Raw genomic sequence first — 16,743 nt, 5'->3', positions numbered from 1 at the left:
CCAGATAGGACTCTTTTTTCAGTTGCCAGCGATCGGTTTACCCTCATATCGCTTTCAAGAGGAAAAGCCTTCCCAGTTTGCTTCAAAGAAAATGCAGTTTATTTCAGAAATCTGAAATTCCCCCAAAAAGTAGCAAAAGTTACGTATATCACCAGTCTGCCTAGCCAGAGTTGTGAGATCTCCGAACCTTCACACTCTCTAGGATTCCTCAGGCAATGTTCGACAAACGATGGCGAACTCTGGGTTTGACTGCAGCACTGGCTGGCATTTCTGCATTTCTGCTGGCCCATCCAACTCTGGCAGCAACTGCACCTCAGCTAACGCTGGAGCAGCTCAATAGCAACGTCACTGCCGCCAAGACTGGAACTGACACGCTACTCCTCCTAATCGGCTCAGCCCTCGTCCTTTTGATGACACCGGGGCTAGCCTTTTTCTATGGCGGTTTTGGCAGAGCCCAGAACGTCCTAAATATCATGATGATGAGCTTCTTGATGATGGGGCTCGTCGGCATGACTTGGGTGATTTATGGCTACAGTCTCGCTTTCGACACCAGTTTAGGGAGTCCCTTTATCGGCGGTTTTAGTAACCTGTTTTTCAATGGTGTCGGTGGCAAGTTTGGCATTGATCCTGTCTGGGCCGGCGATGAGTTGATGATCTCCGGTATGTCTGCCTCCAGCTTTGCGCTGTTTCAAGGCATGTTCGCAATCATTACGCCCGCTCTGATTTCTGGAGCGCTGGTAGAGCGGGTCAATTTTAAGGCTTGGTTCTGGTTCGGCTTGCTCTGGTCCACGCTTGTCTACATCCCTATGGCGCACATGGTCTGGGGAAGCAATGGCTTTATCTATGGCCAGATTGGCGCCCTCGACTTTGCCGGCAGCACCGTTGTCCATATTGCCTCTGGGGTGGGTGCCCTAGTGTCCGTGGCAATGATCGGCCCGCGTCGCGTCTTCCCGAATCGTCTGTCGCCGCCGCACAATGTGCCCTTTATTTTGTTGGGGGCAGGTCTGCTTTGGTTCGGCTGGTTTGGATTTAACGGCGCGAGCTACTTCGCTGCCCAAGGCGCCGGTTTTGCCTTCCTCACCACCAATACGGCAGCAGCAACAGCCATGCTGACTTGGCTATTACTCGAGCAGATTGACCTCGGGAAGCCCACCGCCGTAGGCGCCGCAACCGGCGCGGTGGCTGGTCTAGTCGGAATCACACCGTCTGCTGGGTTCATTCCTGTTTGGGCGGCACTTCCCATCGGTGCCTTGACAGCCCTAGTCTGCTTTCTGTTCGTCGCCAAAGTTAAGAGCCGGATCCGACTGGATGATTCCCTAGATGCTTTTGGGGTACACGGCGTTGGCGGAACCGTCGGCGCTATTCTCACGGGCATTTTTGCCCAGAAGGATTTCCTCGTTGAGAAAGCTTTCCCAACCCAGTTCAAGGTGATCTCCCAGGGTCCTTTGGCCATGACTTGGGCACAGATCCAAGCCGTGTTGATTACCTATCTCTTTGTTGGCATCGCTACCTTCGTGATCTGGACGATCCTGAAATCGGTCATGCGTGTCCGCGCCACGGAGGAACAGGAGTTGGAAGGGCTGGACTTTGCCCTACACGGCGAAGATGCCTACAGCAAAGAGCGCTAGGCGCTGACGCTTGCAAGCAACTGTGAGCTAATTTCAGGCAAAGTCTGGTTGCTAAGCTGGGCTCCGCTTTCGTCTGGTGCGGTGAATTAGACCTTAATCGAGCTTCAGTAGCTAGCAGACTGGTTAGAACGATTCAGGTGGAGGCTACGGACTCCAGCTCAACTCTGGCTGCTCTGAGTGAGTCGCTCTGATCGCAGCTTTCGTTGCCTCAATTCGGTGGTGGCGGGGGTGCCGTTGGTGGGGTCTTCGTCGCAGGCTGAGTAGGGGGAGTGGCAGGCATACTCGCGGGGCTGAGCTGACGAATTTGATCTCGATACTGCGCAGGCGCGATCGCGATCGCCTCTTGAAAAATTGGCGTTGCTTTCTGCAGATCGCCCTGCTGTTTGAGTAAGAGTGCTTTCGCCAGCAAGGGACGGAAGTCACGACCGTTGTTCTGGGCACTGCGATCGTAGAGGGCAATCGCATCATCAATCTGACCCTGATTGGCATAGACCTGAGCCAGCATGAGGTCTATGCTTACTTGGTCAGCAGGGGTGATTTTGTCGGTCTGGCGGGCTTTCTGCAACAGATCGACTGCTGCTGTCGGCTGCTTTTGGGTCAGGAGCAGCTGCGTGAAACCGCGCAGGGCTTCCAAGTTTGTGGGTGCCGTTTCCAAAATCTGGCGATAGGTTTGGGCGGCAGCTTCGCGATCGCCCAGCTGTGCCTGGGTTTGGGCCAGCAGGACTCGATAGGCAGGCTGCTGGGGTTGCAGTCGAGCCAAACGCTGCAAGGGCGCGATCGCAGCTTGTAACTGTTGCTGTTGCAGGTAGACCCCAATCAGCGATCGCAGGGCCGATAGATTGTCAGGATCCCGTTGCAACACTGTCTGGAAGGCCGTGGCTTGGGCTGCCGCCAACTCGCGATCGCGGGCCGAACTTCCCCCAGGCAATCGCACCAGGGGCAATAGCAGGGGCAAGGCTGCAGCCACCACCAATGCCACCAAGGAAACGCCGAGCAGGGAATCGACCCACCGCTGGCGCTGCGGTGGGCGGGGCTGATTGAAGTTGGAAACCACAGGCTGTCCCCTAGCAGATGGCAATCGCAAACCGACCGTCAGGAAGCAAACGGGCCCTGACGACCCAGCAGTGACTTGAGAAGCCATTTTGACATCCTCCCCGACCCGAACGCATGGATGGCTCAAACAACCTCAACAGCAGTTTTTTGGGGGGTCATTTGCTGTTTCCTGCCGAGCAGCCGGGAATGCCAGCCCCAAGCGCTATCCTTAGTGCCAGTGCCAATCTTGGCCATTGCTCCTCCTCCGCCGTCACCCATGCGCCCCGCTCCGATTCCCCCGGCTAGTGAACCGCTCCAATACCGAGCTATTGGCTTGGTACGCGGACGATATCAGCCCGATCCTGAGGTATTCACGAAAGGGACCCTGATTGCCAATGATGGGGTCAGCCTTGATGCTGTGCTCTTGGGACGAGTGCTGAGCTTGGTCAAAAAGCACATCGATCTCAGTCAAGAGCACCTCTGGGTGGTCTACCCCCGTACCCGCGATCGCGAAGGGGGGCTGCACATGCAGATCGTCGGTCTCTGGGAGCCAGAGATGCTGACCAAGCGATCGCAACTGACCCCGGGCATTCGGCCACCCAGCCCGCCCAAGCTCCAAGTCTCGGAGAACTTTTTCTCGATTCGGGGTGAAGTTGTCTTTACGCGGCCCGACTTGCAGCGGATTGTCGTCCGCATTAGCCAGCAGGCTAAAACTGAACCGGGTGAGCGACCCGCCGGATTCAAGCTCGTGCTTAAAGGCAACCTCGACCTGCGAGCGCTCCATCACTTCTGGGACTTTCAAGTCGAACGGCAGGGTGAAGTCTTGGTGGTTCGCCAAGCAGAAGCAGTGGCGGCGTTGCCGGGCCGTCGCCCCAAACCGAAGCCCCAACTACGAGGTCAGGGTCAAAGCAGCGAACACCGTTCCGCAAGTTATGCGGCGCAAGCCGGTGAAGTTCGCCCCCAACGCAGTCCACTGCCGCGCCGGGTCGATCAACGCGATCGCCCACGGCCCCAGCCCTCAGGGCAAAAAGCCCCTCGTCCGATTAAGTCAGTGCGTTTGCCGTCTGCGGATGCCGGGTCGCCAGAGGAAGCGTGAACTGAAAACAACTCCCGCGATCGCGCCCTTCTGACTCAGCCCAGATATGCCCACCCAGTCGCTCGACAATCTGGCGACAAATCGCGAGCCCCAGGCCACTGCCGCCCTGGCTGCGCCGTAGCGCGCCATCTTCTTGGTAGAAGCGATCGAAAACTGCTTCGAGGCGATCGGGTTCGATTCCTCGGCCATCGTCGGTAATCGCCACACGCAAGGCACGATCGCCTTCTACGACCGCCGTAATCGAAACGTGGCCTTGGGCGCTGGTGAACTTACAGGCGTTGTCCAGCAGCTTAATCAGCACTTCCACCAGCCAGTCGCCATCCACCCGCACCAGCGGCAAGCTGGCGGGCAGCTTTTGTTCGATGCTGGGCAGTGAGTCGCGCTGATGCCGCGATCGCAGTCCACTCATCGCCATGGCGACGCATTCATCCAGCGCCAGCGATTCTGGATGCCAGTCAATCCGGCCACTTTCCAAACGCGAGAGGGTCAGAAAATCTTGCACCAACAAGCGCAGCCGCTCCGCATCATCCAAAGCCGTCTGCAACATCACTTGGCGCAGATCCGCACTCATATCCGGCTCAGTGGCCAAACTTTCGAGGCAGACTTGCACAGTCGAGAGGGGGGTTCGCAGCTCGTGACCAATAATCGCCGTCAGATTGCTGCGGGTGCGTTCCAGATTTTCCAGCTGCCGGAAGGTCTGGGCTTGAATCAGTGCCACCCCAATCTGAGTCGCGATCGCTTCTGCCAGTTCTTGATCCGCGAGATCCCAAGGCTCGGCAGTCGCTTCGCGATGGAGTTCAATCATCCCGATCAGTTCTTGGCGATACTGCACCGGAATTAGCAGCCAGTGGGCGATGTCCCACTGCTGTCGCATCGCTTGGATGTAAGGCAGGGTCGCTTCAGGATCATCGACGGTCAGACGAATCGCTTTGCGATCAGTGGCGACTTGCTGGAAGAGTGGATTCTCTTGCAGGGGCCAGAGGCGATCGCCTAGGGAAGCGGTCTCGGTTTGGCGATACTCATGCTCCACCAGAATCTGTTCCGTTTCCGGCGTGCAGGCATAGATCAGACAGCGATTGGCAGCCAGCGACAGCCCAAGTTCTCGTGCGGCAATTTCGAGAACCGCTTCAGGATTGAGCGATTGGCGCACCGCACTACTGATCGTGTTGATCAGTTGTTCTTTGCGAGTTTGTCGGGCCTGGGCGCGATAGGCCTTGAGGAGTTTGTATTGTCCGGCTTGTAGATAGTTGAGCAGGCGCTCAGCAAAAGGCGTTTCGACGCTGGGAGCACTGGCTTCGGCAGGAGGAAGCGCCGCGATCGCCGACTCTGTCTTGGCTTGTAAATCGGGTCGAAATTCAGCAATGCGATCGAGCAGAAGCTCGGCTGCAACCGTGACGACGCGGCGATCGGTGGTCCAAATGCCCTCAAAGGGGCGTGCCGTATCCATGGCCGGCTCTAAGGGACCTTGGCGATCGAGTTTTTCCATGCAGATCAGGCAGCCGGTGGTGCGAGGGCCAATCACCACCAGATTCCATTCCAAGGCCAGCGGATCGGAGGGTGGAAACGCCACGGCGGGATAGGTATCCGCATCGGCAAAGCGGGATTCTGCGGCGGCCAGCACAAACTGAGCACTGGTCACGTGGGCCAGCCGCTCGTAGCGATGGGCTTCTTGGCGATAGAAGCGCTCGCGCTGGAAACTGGCGATTAATAATGGCTTCTCATCCGTGGCAAAGACCAAATCCTCCAGGGCATGCGACAGGGCTGTCAGCGAAGCCTTGAAGTAGATTTGCGGACGCGGCAAATCCACAAAAGATTGCTGCCGCAAAATTTCGAGCAACTGAGCAAGAGTGGAATCAGCCATTGCAGGGGTCGAAGTCTGTTGCCTTTGGCCGCGTGGTTCCCTCAGTCTACGATTGCATCCGCGTTAGGCTGCCTGCGGTTCCTTGGCAATTTTTCATGAGTTGGGAAATTTGGTCTCGTCTAAACGGAACGGTCTACAACGGCTTAGCCGTCGCGATCGGGGGCTGTTTGGGCGTTTGGCTACGCGATCGCCTACCCGATCGCTATCGACAGCGCCTCACCCAAGGGGTGGGGCTGATTACCGTGATTGTGGGCTTGCAGATGACTCAGCAACTCCAGTCCGTGCGCGGTCCCCTCGACAGCATTGTGGTGGCGCTGTTGGCATTGACCCTGGGCGGACTGCTCGGCGAGTTCTACCAGCTCGAAAGCCGCATTCAACGCTGGAGCGATCGCCTGCTGCGGCAAGGTCAAGTCGGTGCCGAGGGGTTCGTAGCGGCGAGCCTGCTGTTTTGCGTCGGCCCCATGACGCTAATCGGCAGTCTGGAGAATGGTCTGAACGGCGATCCGCGCTTGCTCCTGATCAAAGGCACGATGGATGGCCTCAGTGCGATCGCCTTGGCCGGGAGCTACGGCCGCAGTATTCTGTTCTCGATCGGCACGATCGCCATTAGTCAGGGCGGGATGTCCCTGACAGCAGCCCTGTTGAGCCAAGGCATTCCTGATCCCAGCCAGTTGCCAGCCTTGCTGCTGTTCACTGGCACGGGCGGACTGTTGATTCTGGCGATCGCGGCGAACTTACTCGGCGTGGCCCGACTACCCACGATCACCTTTTTGCCAGCGCTGATTCTGGCGCCGGCAATCGATTGGGTAGCGCGATCGCTGGTCAGTCTGCTGGCTTGAGGGGGATCAAGTCGGTAAAGTCGCCACAAAAGTCGCGATTGCTTCAGCCGTCGCTCTGGGTTGTTCTTTATGCGGAACGTGGCCGCAGTCATCAATCCAGACCAGCTCACTCTGCGGTAACAGGCGCTGAAAAACAGCAGCATCTTTGGTGCCGAGGATCTGATCTTGGCGACCCCAGACCAGTTGCGTGGGTTGCCGAAGTTCAGGGAGGCGCGATCGCATCGAGCCATAGCCGCCACTGCGAGTAAAACGTCGTAGCCCCTCGCGCCAGCCCGGTTGCTGGAGATGGAGCGCCGCACAGGTTTCAGCATCCGGCGTCACCCAACGCTGCGGATCGTGATAGGCCCGTTCACTGATGCGACGACGCACATCCGGTCGTCCCAGAAAGTCCACCGCCCAGCCATCTAAGGGCGATGGCAAAAAGCGACCAATCCACGGCCCCGGTGCAATACCGGCGCTATCGATCAAGATCAAACCGGCCACCGCCTCGGGATAGTTCAGGGCGAAATCGATCGCGATCGCCCCACCCATCGAAGCCCCAACCAGCACGATTGGTTTCTGATACCAAGCCTGCCAGCAGCCCCAGAGATGCTGCCGAATGGTATCTGGACTAATTTCTATCCCTTCAGGCCGTTCCGTGAATCCAAAACCCAGACAGTCCAGCGCTCGGACTGAATGCTGTTCTGCGAGCTGCGGCAAGAGGCGGCGGAATTCAAACACGGAGCTGTCGAAGCCATGCAGACAGAGCAGCGGGCGATCGCCCTGTCCCAACTGCACAAAGCTAGTTTCGATCGGGGCTTCGCGCAAATCTGTAGCGACCGCTTGCCACTGAATTGCGGCAGCTAGGTTCTTGGAGGTGTCTTCCGTTAGGTTGGCAACGGTTGAACCGAGGCGGGTTTCAGGCGCGATCGCAGTCATTCAGCCACCACACTGTTGCTGCGGGCGATCGGGGTAGTCGTGGAAACCATCGCCGCCAAAAGCTGATCAGGATCCACCGCAAAAGGCAGGTGGTGAATGTCCGACTCGGGCGCACAGGCCAGAATTGCCGCTTGCTGCAAATCCGCTAAGCTGACGGACGCTAAGCCCATGTCAGACCATTGGCGCGGCAGCCCCAGATCGGCATAGAAGCTCAGCAGTTGTTGCCGTGCGGTTGCTGCCAGCGGGTTGGTGCCTTGCAGTTCTTCTAAACGCAACTGCACCAAAATACCGAAGGCAACCTTCTCGCCGTGCAGCCAATCATGACAAGCGGGCAGATGGGTCAAGCCATTGTGGACAGCATGGGCAGCCACCGTGCGGCATTGCGCCCCACCTAACCCCCCAATCACGCCTGCAAGTAAAACGGTGGCTTCCACCACTTCGTACCATTGCTCACCGCCAGGTTCCGCGATCGCGGCAGCCGATTTCTGGAAGAGCAGATCACGCAGGACACGAGCTTGCTGAACCGCCGCAACGACCAAAGTTTCTTGGCGATGACCACTGCTGACGGAAGCTTCGTACCACTTGGCGATCGCATCCCCAATTCCCGCCGCTAGGGTGCGGGGGGGCGCTTGGGCAATCAGTTCAAAGTCGAGAATCAGCAACTCAGGACAGCGATCGAGACCGACATCGTAGAGCCAAGCCCCGGCATCGGTATAGACATTCGCCAATGCTGTCCAAGCCGCACAGGTCGCCGCACTCGTCGGCACGGTGATCACCGGCAGCGACAGTTGATGCCCCAGCAGTTTGGCCGTATCGAGCGCCTTACCGCCGCCCACACCTAGAATGCAATCAGCTTGATGCTCGGTTGCTGCTTGCTGGAGCCGTGCCAAAACCGCTTCACTACAGTCCGGCAAGCTGCTGCCCCAACCTAGGGTCAGGGATTGTTCTGAAGCGATCGCCGTCAAACTGTCTTGGACGAGTGCTCTGGCGCGATCGCCACCCACCACAAGGGGACGCTGACCAACGCGGGCGATCGCAGATCCTGCCTCTGAGAGTGCGCCCCAGCCTCGTAACACTTGAGCAGGGGCAAGCAAAATTGGCGATCGCTGGGCAGTGACAGACAAGGCAGGCGTCTCGTACTAGACCTAAGTCCTGATCCTAGCGAGGAAAGCCAATGATCTGGCCTTGGTTCCAGAAGCTCTCAAAGCTTGGGCTGCCGCTGGAGCTGCTCCAGAATGACCGCCACACCACGCTCCACTGAGCGTCCATCTAGGCGATCGCTAAATGCTGCAATACAGCGATCGCGATCTTGATCAGTCTGCAGTTGAGGCGTTGCCAGGGCAGTCTGGATTGCCGTTGTTAAAGACGTGGTTTCACTACCTGCAATCCACTGAAAGTTCGGAAATGCTTGCAAATGCAGATAACGACTAGCAGGGCCATTTGGAAAGAGATCAAAGGCAATCGTGGCTTTCCCGAGCATGTCTGCTTCCTCCAGCACCGTGGACGCGCGACTGATCACCAAATCGGCCTGCTGCAACAGCCTGTAGGTATCGGGCTGATCCTGAGACCAGAGTAGAGTCGTCCGCTGCTGTAACGCTGGGAATTCAGTCAGTACTTCTGCGTAGAGATCCGGTTGCTGAGGGTCGCGGGGATGGCGTTTGATCATCACCCGTCCGTTGATGCTTTCTAAGGCTGAAAACAAACAGCGCAAATAGTCGCGGTAGCACTGCTGGGAGTTGGGGCGATCGTCGTACTCCCGTTGCAGCGTCGTAGCCACGAGAATCAGCGGCTGATCAAAATCAGGCTGAGTTGGTTTAGGAATCGTGAAGAGGCGATCGTGGAGCGGATTGCCAACGACTTTGAGCTGCAAAGGTTGCCAATGATAGCGATCGCGCAACACCTGCTCGGCATAGTGCCCCCAAATCAGCAGGGTTTCGGAGGCAGACGAGGCTAAACTTGCCAAACTCTCGGCATCGGTGCCACCGTGCTGACTGCAGATCGTCGTGACCCCTTGCTGACGCAGCCAACGTGCCACGCGAATTCCCAAGCGATGCGCCTCGGGGAAGAGCTGATGATCCAGACAAAAGAGCCCCACGCTCTGCTGGGGGTTAGCACGGAGATAGCGTAGTGGCCATAGCGATCGCGATAGGTGGCAACCAGAGCCCACTAGCGATCGCAATTCATGGGCTTTGACTTCCCGTTCCGTTGGCAGCAGGAGCCAGAGATCAAACGGGCGATCGCCGGCGGTCGTCATCTGAATCTGACGCAACCTCTCTAAGTAAGGCACCAAGACCCGCAGACAAGCTCGCGAGTAAATCAGCGCCGCAATCTGCGGACGAGAACGCTGAGCTAACCGCTGGGGAAGTCGCTCAACTAAGGAGAGAACGACGGTTTTTTCCCGAAAAAATCCTGGGCAATCGCCTTGCCCTGTTGCTTGAGTCGATGCAGGCGATCGCGACTTGCATCCCGCAATTCCTGACCAACCGCACTGCTACTGCGCCAAACGCGATTGAGCCAACGCCCACGCCGTCCCGACCAATCGGGCAGCAGCGCAATCCGGCGACAGACACCGCCTTCACGCAGAGCAGCCGTAATCGTGGTGCGATCGAGGGCTCCGCTAGCGATCGCCTCCAGGTAGAGTTTTTCCCAGAGATCTGCCGCTGGATGATGGGCAAAGCGCCAGGGCTGGGTTTCCAGATCGGTGAAGTGCAGCAGCTTCGTATCCGGCTGCACCACATCCAAGTGATTCCAACCGGATTCCAAATCCTGAACTTTCAGGCCAAAGCGATCGCAGAACTGCGGCCCCAAGAACATCAAATCGGTGTAGGAGTAGTCACCGACCGACAGCCCTGCCAAAATCGCCTGCGGATCCCAGTGGCGCAGTTGGGCGCAATCCAACAGCATCACACTGGTCAGGTAGCTGGCGTGGTTTTGTTGCCGTAGCGGAGCCAAATGGCGGCGATCGTAACGACGACGGCTGACCGCAGCAGTTACCGGCACGGCAGCAACGGCAGCATTCCCTAAATCGCGATCGAACAATTCCGCCAAATCCGTGAACAGAATTTGATCCGAGTCGCAGTAAATTGCCCGCCCTTCATAGCCACAGAAATGGGGAATGGCGTAGCGTGCTGTAGAGAAGCGGGTGGCACCGCCCAGGCGATCGCGAATTGCTTCGGGCAACGGCAGCTCTGAGCCATCAGGACGGCGCACCGTACCGCGATCGCCCAACAGGCTCCAGACTTCCAAGGGTCGCTGCGTCAGCCGCTGAATCGAGTAGACCAGCACCCGTTCTTCCACTTGGTTGCGGGCACTGCTGCCAATGAAGAGGCGGATCGGAGACAGGTTCATGACGGATCCTCTCAAAACGCGATCGCGAATCGAAGCCGAGACTAAGCCACGGGCGTATGGCGCAAACTCAATCGCCCCTGACTGCGCAGGATTTGGTCACAGATTTCTCGCACGGCACCGCGTCCACCCGATCGAAACGTGACATAGCGGGCGACTTTGCGGGCGCTGCGATGGGCATTACGGACGCTGCAACCTAAACCGACTTGGCTCAACACCTTGCAGTCGTTGAGGTCATCCCCAACATAGGCAACTTGCTGTAAATCAATTTCTAATTCTTGGCAGAGTTGCTGCAGCTTGCTGAGTTTGTCTTGGACGTGGAAATAAGCATGGCGAATGCCCAGCTTTTCCGCCCGCCGTTGCACAGTCGGTGAAGGGCTAGCTGAAAGAATCGCCACCTCAATGCCATTGTCGAGCAGTTGGCGTAGCCCCATGCCGTCGTGGACATTGAAACGCTTCAGCTCTTGGCCTTCCTCGGTGTAGTAGAGGCCGCCGTCGGTTAGCACGCCATCCACATCGGTCACTAAGAGCCGGATTGAGGCAAACCGCGATCGCCAGCGCCAGCGTTGCAGCCAGATCATGCCGATGCTCCGATCGGTTCTGCCACAGCTTCCCGCACCCGCAGAATATGGCGCAGAGTCGCTTCCAGATCTGCCAACCGAATCATATTCGGGCCATCGCTCAGGGCTTGATCGGGGTTTTCGTGGATTTCCATGAACAGGGCATCGATGCCGACTGCTGCTGCTGCCCGCGCCAAGACTGGCACAAACTCCCGCTGACCCGAGGAGCGATCGCCGGCTCCGCCTGGAATTTGGACGCTGTGAGTTGCATCGAAAACGACGGGACAGCCTAGCTCGCGCATCAACGGTAGCGATCGGAAGTCCACCACCAAGGCGTTGTAGCCAAAGCAACTACCGCGCTCCGTCAGCAACAGATTTTCAGCCCCGCCCTGCCTCAGCTTGTTGACGACATTCTTCATATCCCAAGGGGCGAGAAACTGTGCCTTTTTGACGTTGACGGTGCGCCCTGTCGCCGCTGCCGCTAACAGGAGATCGGTCTGGCGACAGAGAAAGGCCGGAATCTGAAGAATATCGACGACTTCCGCCACAGTCGCCGCTTGCTGGCTTTCGTGAATGTCCGTCAGAACCGGCAGACCTAGCTCTGTTTTGACCCGCTCCAGAATCCGCAGGCCTTCTTCGAGGCCATAGCCTCGGAAGGAGCCGATCGAGGTGCGATTGGCTTTGTCAAAAGAGGACTTGAAGACAAACTGGACTCCGAGGCGATCGCAAACTTTTGCGATACTCTCCGCCATCTTGAGGCTGAAGTCTTCGCCTTCAATCACACAAGGCCCCCCAAACAGAGTCAGCGGACAGCCATCCCCAATGCTGAAGCGATCGCCGACTTTGGCCCGAATTAGCGTTGACTGGCCCATGCGTTTGCCCTCTCCAGATCGTCTGCTGTGTTGACTTCAATGACCTTATCGGCACAGGGCACCACCCGGATCCGATAGCCCTGTTCTAGCACCCGCAACTGCTCCAAACTTTCGCAGCGTTCCAGTGGGGTCGGCGGGAGTTGACGATATTGCGCCAGAAAATCGCGCCGGAAAGCGTAGAGGCCAAAGTGATGATAGACCGGCAGGTCATGCACCACGGTTCGAGGATAGGGAATCGCCGATCGCGAGAAATAAAGGGCATTGCCGCGTTGATCGCAGACCACTTTGACTGTGTTGGGATCATCAGCATCCTGCGCTGGATCGTAGGGGCCGCCCACCGTCGTCATCTCCGGCAGTTCCCCCGCCCGGTAGGGCGAAACGAGGGCTTGCAGCAATCCCGGCGTCACAAACGGCTGATCGCCTTGGACGTTGGCGATCACTTTGCAGTCAGGGAAGTGCAAGCTGGCTTCCGCAACGCGATCGGTGCCTGAAGCCAGATCCGCACTGGTCAGAATCGCTTCAGCACCAAAAGCCGCTGCTGCTTCTACAACTCGAGGATCTTCCGTGGCGATCGCCACCTGATCAAAGACATTGCTGGCGATCGTGGCTTCGTAGACCCACTGCAGCATCGGTCGACCGGCGATCGGCAGCAGTACCTTGCCGGGTAGCCGCTCTGAGGCGTAGCGAGCGGGAATCACTGCCAGAATTCGAACCATGGACTGTGCTGCTCCTAGATCCCACTGCGGATCAAATCATGAATCCGCACCAGTCCGAGACAGCGCTGGGCCGCATCGACGACGGGAAGCACCGAAATTTGAGACGGACGGTTTTCCATCAAATGCAGCGCATCATAGGCCAGTAGGTCACCTTCAACGGCAATTGGCTGAGGCGTCATGAACTCTGCCGCTGTAATTTGATCGAGCTTGGCCGGGCTCGTCTGTTCCAAGAGTCGCCGCAGGTCACCATCCGTGATCAAGCCCAACAAACGGCCATCGGCTTCCACGATCGGTACGGCCCCCAAGCCCCCGCGACTGATTGCCGTCACCACCTCCACAAAACGAGCTTCCGGCGGCAGCAACGGCAGCTCTTCCCCTTGATGCATCACATCCACCACTTTTAGGGTCAACCGCTTACCCAAGCGTCCTGCCGGATGATTAAAGGCAAACTGCTCAGACGTGACCGATCGATAGTCCATCACTTGGGCAGCCAAGGCATCTCCGATCGCCAACGCCACCGTTGTGCTAGCCGTCGGGGCCAAATTCAAAGGGCAGGCCTCGCGATCGACCGAGGCATCCAAAACAGCGGCAGCAACCCGCGCCAGTGTAGACCGCATATTGCCAACGATCGCAATGATCGGCACCTGACGCCGTTGCAGATGGGGCAGCATCGCCAGCAGTTCGTCAGTTTCGCCACTATTGCTGAGCATGACGACCACATCTTGCTCAGTGACGATGCCGAGGTCACCATGCAGGGCGTCGCAGGGATGAAGGAAGGCAGAGAGGGTGCCAATGCTGAGCAGCGTGGCCGTAATTTTGCGGGCGATAATACCCGACTTCCCAACCCCGCTGAGCACTACTTTGCCGGAACAATTGGCAATCAATTGCGTCGCATTCGCGAAAGCTTCAGCATCCGCCCGCTCAGCAGCTCGCTGGATCGCCTCTGCTTCTAAATCCAAAATTTGTCGAAACAGGAGAGGAGCCATAGCTATACTTTGGCAGCCGCGATGTGGCTCTGCATTAAAGCACAGGCTCTACCCCCCTCGGGGCCAAGCTTGGGTCAGACCAGCCCAGTGGCCCAACGCCCCTGCATTGTTTTTAACTGTGCGGCAGTCCCACTGAGGAGCGCTAGCGAATGATGCCATCTCCAGCCGGCTCGTTCAGGGTCTCTGTCATTCCCCTCTGGCTTGCCAGTACTCTGCTGCCACTCTGGCCCGAAGCCAGTCTCGCCAGTCTGGGGCTGTGGCTGATCTGGCAGACGTTGAGCAACCGCGATCGCCGCTTTCCGTGGCAACCCGTCGCGATCGCCACTCTGCTCTGCAGCCCCGCCATCGTCCGGGCTTTAACTCGGGACTGGTCAGTCGGTCAAAGTGAGATGCTCTGGCTGACGGGGGTGATCGTTAGTGGTTGGCTCAGCCTTTCCGATCAACAGCGATCGCAAGTGACGCTGAGCTTGGGTCTAGCCCCGCTGCTCAGCCTGCCGACTCTGATCTGGTCGGACTCACTGAATCCCATGATGCTGACCGTGACTTGGGCGGCGACTGGGCTGTGGGCGATCGCAATTCTCTTCAACTTCACCGATCAACCCCAGAGACTCTCTCCGGCTTGGCGCTGGCCCCTCGGTATCGCAGCCGCGATCGGTCTGGGCGGAAGTTGGTGGCTGGGTTCTTTTACCCTGCGTCTCGGCTGGGGGGTAGGGCTACTGATTGTGGTGCTGCTGCAGCGCTGGGGAATAACTCTCTGGCGAACCTGGACGCGATCGCCCCTAGGACGTTTGGGGGTGATTAGCACTGGCATTGGTCTCGGACTACTCTGGCCGTTTCCGACAGCTGTTTTGGCACCGGATCCTGCTGGGTTACTCTGGCGCTGCGCCCAGGACCAAATTCAACACAACCTGCTGCGTTGGCTGGTAGGGCGGGGTGTGCAATCTGTCACCACCACTTGCAGCACCTTGACGGGCGAGACAGCTGACAACATGAGCGGCCTGTTACAACTCTGGGCAGAGTTGGGGCTACTCGGCCTAGCGGCAGTCCTCACCCTGGGATTTGTGGCAGGCGATCGCTATCGCCAATTGCTCGCCAGTAGTGATTTACCGCGATCGCAGCTCGGGGGCGGTGCTGCACTCCTTGGCTTCTGGGTCGTGATGCTGCTATTTCAGACCGACTGGCTCAACAGCGGGTTAACACCTCTACTGCTGGGTCTAAGCTTGGCCATTCCCTGGACGCGATCGCTACCACTTCGCCTCCCTACAACGGTCGATTGGCTCTTGCTAGTTGCACTTGCACTCCAAGTCAATAGTGCATTTTGGGCCGTTCCTTTAGCAGGTAGCTGGCTGGTGATTTGCGTGATTGAGCAGCTTCAGCAGCGAGATTGGCGCGGTTTGGGTTGTTGGGCGACGATCGCCTTGATCTTCTTGCCGCCGGCTTTCTGGGCTAAGCCGACTCTCGATCCCTCAGTAACCTGGTCAGCCTACGTCCTACTGGGCTTTGGTTTAATTGGTTCCACGGGTCTCGGGCACGATCGCAGCCTACGGCTTCTGCGCTGGATCGGTCTTCTCCCCTTGATCTGGCTACTGCTGAATTTGCAGGCGATCAACTGGACGATTCGCATCAGCATGGGCGATCTCTACATCAACCAAGTCGGCATTTTGACTGTGATCGCTACCGTGCCAGCGTTGCTGCTAACTTGGCGAGATCGCACTTGGCGAGGTCTTTACCTACTCTCTAGCTTGGCCGGTGGCGTCATTATCCTCGGAACCGCCTCGCGCATTTGCTTGGGAGCGTTCGTTCTGGCGATTGGTATGACAGGCGTCCTCAACTGGCAAGGCCGATCGCGGCGATCGTTGATTTGGCTGCTGCCGGGCTTTGGCCTCCTATTGCTAGGTGTCATCGCACTTCGACCTGACCTCGTCGGCCGTTACCTCGAGTTCTATGACCCCGCTCGGATCGCGATTGCTCGCTGCTATGTCAGTCAAGCTTGGATGAACGGACCCGTCAGTTTCTGGGTGGGCCAAGGCTATGGTCAAGCTGCCGCCATTTGTCAGCCGCCGCTCACCCTCAATCGGGTCTCACACGCTCATAACTTTGTGCTGCAGCTCCTAGCTGATAACGGCATCCTAGTTCTGGCGATCGTGTTGGTCGGGCTGACAGCCACTGTGATCCGACTCTGGCAACAGATCCAACAATCAGCCGATGCCGACCAGCAATTACTGAGGCAATGGCTCTTAGTTAGCCTCGTGACCGGCCTCGTACTCCACCTGTTTGAGGGCAGTTTCTTCAAGCTCCCCCTCCTCCAGCTGTTAATTGGCCTCCTGCTGGGCTTACCGTGGCTGGGGCACTTGATGCCCAGCCGATCTCCCCAAACCAAGGGGCTACCCACCTCTAGTTCTCCGCTCGCCTGAAGCCATGACTGTGCGATCGCGCTTTCTGCAGAAAACTTGGCAACGCTACCGAGAACCGATCGTGATGATCACAATCGCCCTAGGTTTTCTCGGTTGTATGGGGCTTCGGATTCAATGGGACTTTGCTGAACATCAGGCCCGTCTACAAGCTCTGCAGGCCCAGGGGGCACTGCCACTCGCGACCCCTGACTCTCAGACCACGCCGAATCGGACGGTTGAGGCCGCTATCCGCTATGCGATCGACCAAAACTTGATTCCCAATGGTGATAACGACTGCCTGACCGGAGAGTATCGCTATCAATTGGCACGCTATGGCCTTCGCGTTGATTGTCGCGGGGAGTCTGAGCCCGAGTGGCAGGGCTACGGCATTATTCCACCCCCACCTGAGGCTGCGATGCGGCAACCTCTGCCAGCGGCACAATCGGGCTTGCTGTCAGCTCCAGCAGCACAGTAGCTTGGGCGATAACCCTCGCTGG

Annotated in this window: 15 protein-coding genes; 5 read left to right on the top strand and 10 right to left on the bottom strand. The window is 58.0% G+C overall.

What is annotated here, in order from left to right; genetic code table 11:
* Positions 1-215: 215 nt before the first annotated feature.
* Entirely contained in the window at positions 216-1,628 is a 1,413-nt protein-coding gene (locus SYC_RS09680; RefSeq protein ID WP_011244131.1) for an ammonium transporter, read from the top strand.
* A gap of 208 nt (positions 1,629-1,836) precedes the next feature.
* Here SYC_RS09680 and SYC_RS09675 read toward each other — a convergent pair whose 3' ends face one another.
* Positions 1,837-2,682 carry a tetratricopeptide repeat protein gene (locus SYC_RS09675; RefSeq protein WP_234701768.1) on the bottom strand — a complete coding sequence of 282 codons (846 nt, stop codon included), beginning with the start codon at positions 2,680-2,682 and terminating at the stop codon, positions 1,837-1,839.
* A 255-nt stretch (positions 2,683-2,937) separates the two neighbouring features.
* Between SYC_RS09675 and SYC_RS09670 the strand changes: the two genes are divergently transcribed.
* Entirely contained in the window at positions 2,938-3,756 is an 819-nt protein-coding gene (locus SYC_RS09670) for a hypothetical protein (RefSeq protein ID WP_231621383.1), read from the top strand.
* On the opposite strand, the gene SYC_RS09665 is transcribed toward SYC_RS09670, so the two are convergent.
* Positions 3,704-5,617, bottom strand: coding sequence for a DICT sensory domain-containing protein (locus SYC_RS09665; RefSeq protein ID WP_011244128.1), 1,914 nt, complete (start codon positions 5,615-5,617; stop codon positions 3,704-3,706). The two genes, SYC_RS09670 and SYC_RS09665, sit on opposite strands and share 53 nt — an antisense overlap.
* 95 nt (positions 5,618-5,712) lie before the next feature.
* Here SYC_RS09665 and SYC_RS09660 point away from each other — a divergent pair, with 95 nt between their 5' ends.
* Positions 5,713-6,456 carry a DUF554 domain-containing protein gene (locus tag SYC_RS09660; RefSeq protein ID WP_041677020.1) on the top strand — a complete coding sequence of 248 codons (744 nt, stop codon included), beginning with the start codon at positions 5,713-5,715 and terminating at the stop codon, positions 6,454-6,456.
* A 6-nt stretch (positions 6,457-6,462) separates the two neighbouring features.
* Here the strand turns inward: SYC_RS09660 and SYC_RS09655 are convergent, their stop codons facing one another.
* The 8 genes from SYC_RS09655 to SYC_RS09620 all read right to left on the bottom strand — a co-directional run bounded on the left by SYC_RS09655 (position 6,463) and on the right by SYC_RS09620 (position 13,853).
* Positions 6,463-7,374: an alpha/beta fold hydrolase gene (locus tag SYC_RS09655; RefSeq protein ID WP_011244126.1), complete on the bottom strand. Its 912-nt coding sequence runs from the start codon at positions 7,372-7,374 to the stop codon at positions 6,463-6,465.
* Positions 7,371-8,498: an iron-containing alcohol dehydrogenase family protein gene (locus tag SYC_RS09650; protein WP_199290546.1), complete on the bottom strand. Its 1,128-nt coding sequence runs from the start codon at positions 8,496-8,498 to the stop codon at positions 7,371-7,373. The genes SYC_RS09655 and SYC_RS09650 overlap by 4 nt, the downstream gene beginning before the upstream one ends.
* Positions 8,499-8,575: 77 nt before the next feature.
* A complete protein-coding gene (locus SYC_RS09645) occupies positions 8,576-9,628 on the bottom strand; it encodes a hypothetical protein (protein ID WP_234701767.1) in 1,053 nt (350 codons plus the stop codon).
* Between the two features lie 119 nt (positions 9,629-9,747).
* Positions 9,748-10,722 carry a hypothetical protein gene (locus SYC_RS09640; RefSeq protein ID WP_011244123.1) on the bottom strand — a complete coding sequence of 325 codons (975 nt, stop codon included), beginning with the start codon at positions 10,720-10,722 and terminating at the stop codon, positions 9,748-9,750.
* A 41-nt stretch (positions 10,723-10,763) separates the two neighbouring features.
* Positions 10,764-11,300, bottom strand: coding sequence for a KdsC family phosphatase (locus SYC_RS09635; RefSeq protein ID WP_011244122.1), 537 nt, complete (start codon positions 11,298-11,300; stop codon positions 10,764-10,766).
* Positions 11,297-12,151, bottom strand: coding sequence for a 3-deoxy-8-phosphooctulonate synthase (kdsA, locus tag SYC_RS09630; RefSeq protein WP_011244121.1), 855 nt, complete (start codon positions 12,149-12,151; stop codon positions 11,297-11,299). The genes SYC_RS09635 and kdsA overlap by 4 nt, the downstream gene beginning before the upstream one ends.
* Positions 12,133-12,867, bottom strand: a complete 735-nt coding sequence (gene kdsB / locus SYC_RS09625; RefSeq protein WP_011244120.1) for a 3-deoxy-manno-octulosonate cytidylyltransferase — start codon at positions 12,865-12,867, stop codon at positions 12,133-12,135. Before kdsB ends, kdsA begins: the two co-directional genes overlap by 19 nt.
* A gap of 14 nt (positions 12,868-12,881) precedes the next feature.
* Positions 12,882-13,853 (bottom strand): KpsF/GutQ family sugar-phosphate isomerase, encoded by a 972-nt coding sequence (locus tag SYC_RS09620; protein WP_011244119.1) that lies wholly within the window; start codon positions 13,851-13,853, stop codon positions 12,882-12,884.
* Positions 13,854-14,002: 149 nt separating this feature from the next.
* Here SYC_RS09620 and SYC_RS09615 point away from each other — a divergent pair, with 149 nt between their 5' ends.
* Together SYC_RS09615 and SYC_RS09610 are read left to right on the top strand one after the other, a co-directional pair.
* The gene (locus tag SYC_RS09615) at positions 14,003-16,267 is read left to right on the top strand and encodes an O-antigen ligase family protein (protein ID WP_011244118.1); all 2,265 of its coding nucleotides are present in this window, start codon (positions 14,003-14,005) and stop codon (positions 16,265-16,267) included.
* 4 nt (positions 16,268-16,271) lie between these two features.
* Positions 16,272-16,721: a hypothetical protein gene (locus SYC_RS09610; RefSeq protein WP_011244117.1), complete on the top strand. Its 450-nt coding sequence runs from the start codon at positions 16,272-16,274 to the stop codon at positions 16,719-16,721.
* The last annotated feature ends 22 nt before the right edge of the window (positions 16,722-16,743 follow it).

It is taken from the genome of Synechococcus elongatus PCC 6301 (assembly GCF_000010065.1).
GTDB classification, from domain to species: Bacteria; Cyanobacteriota; Cyanobacteriia; order Synechococcales; family Synechococcaceae; genus Synechococcus; species Synechococcus elongatus.
Note: the sequence above shows the minus strand (reverse complement) of the source record. Positions and strands in the feature narration are given on the sequence as shown.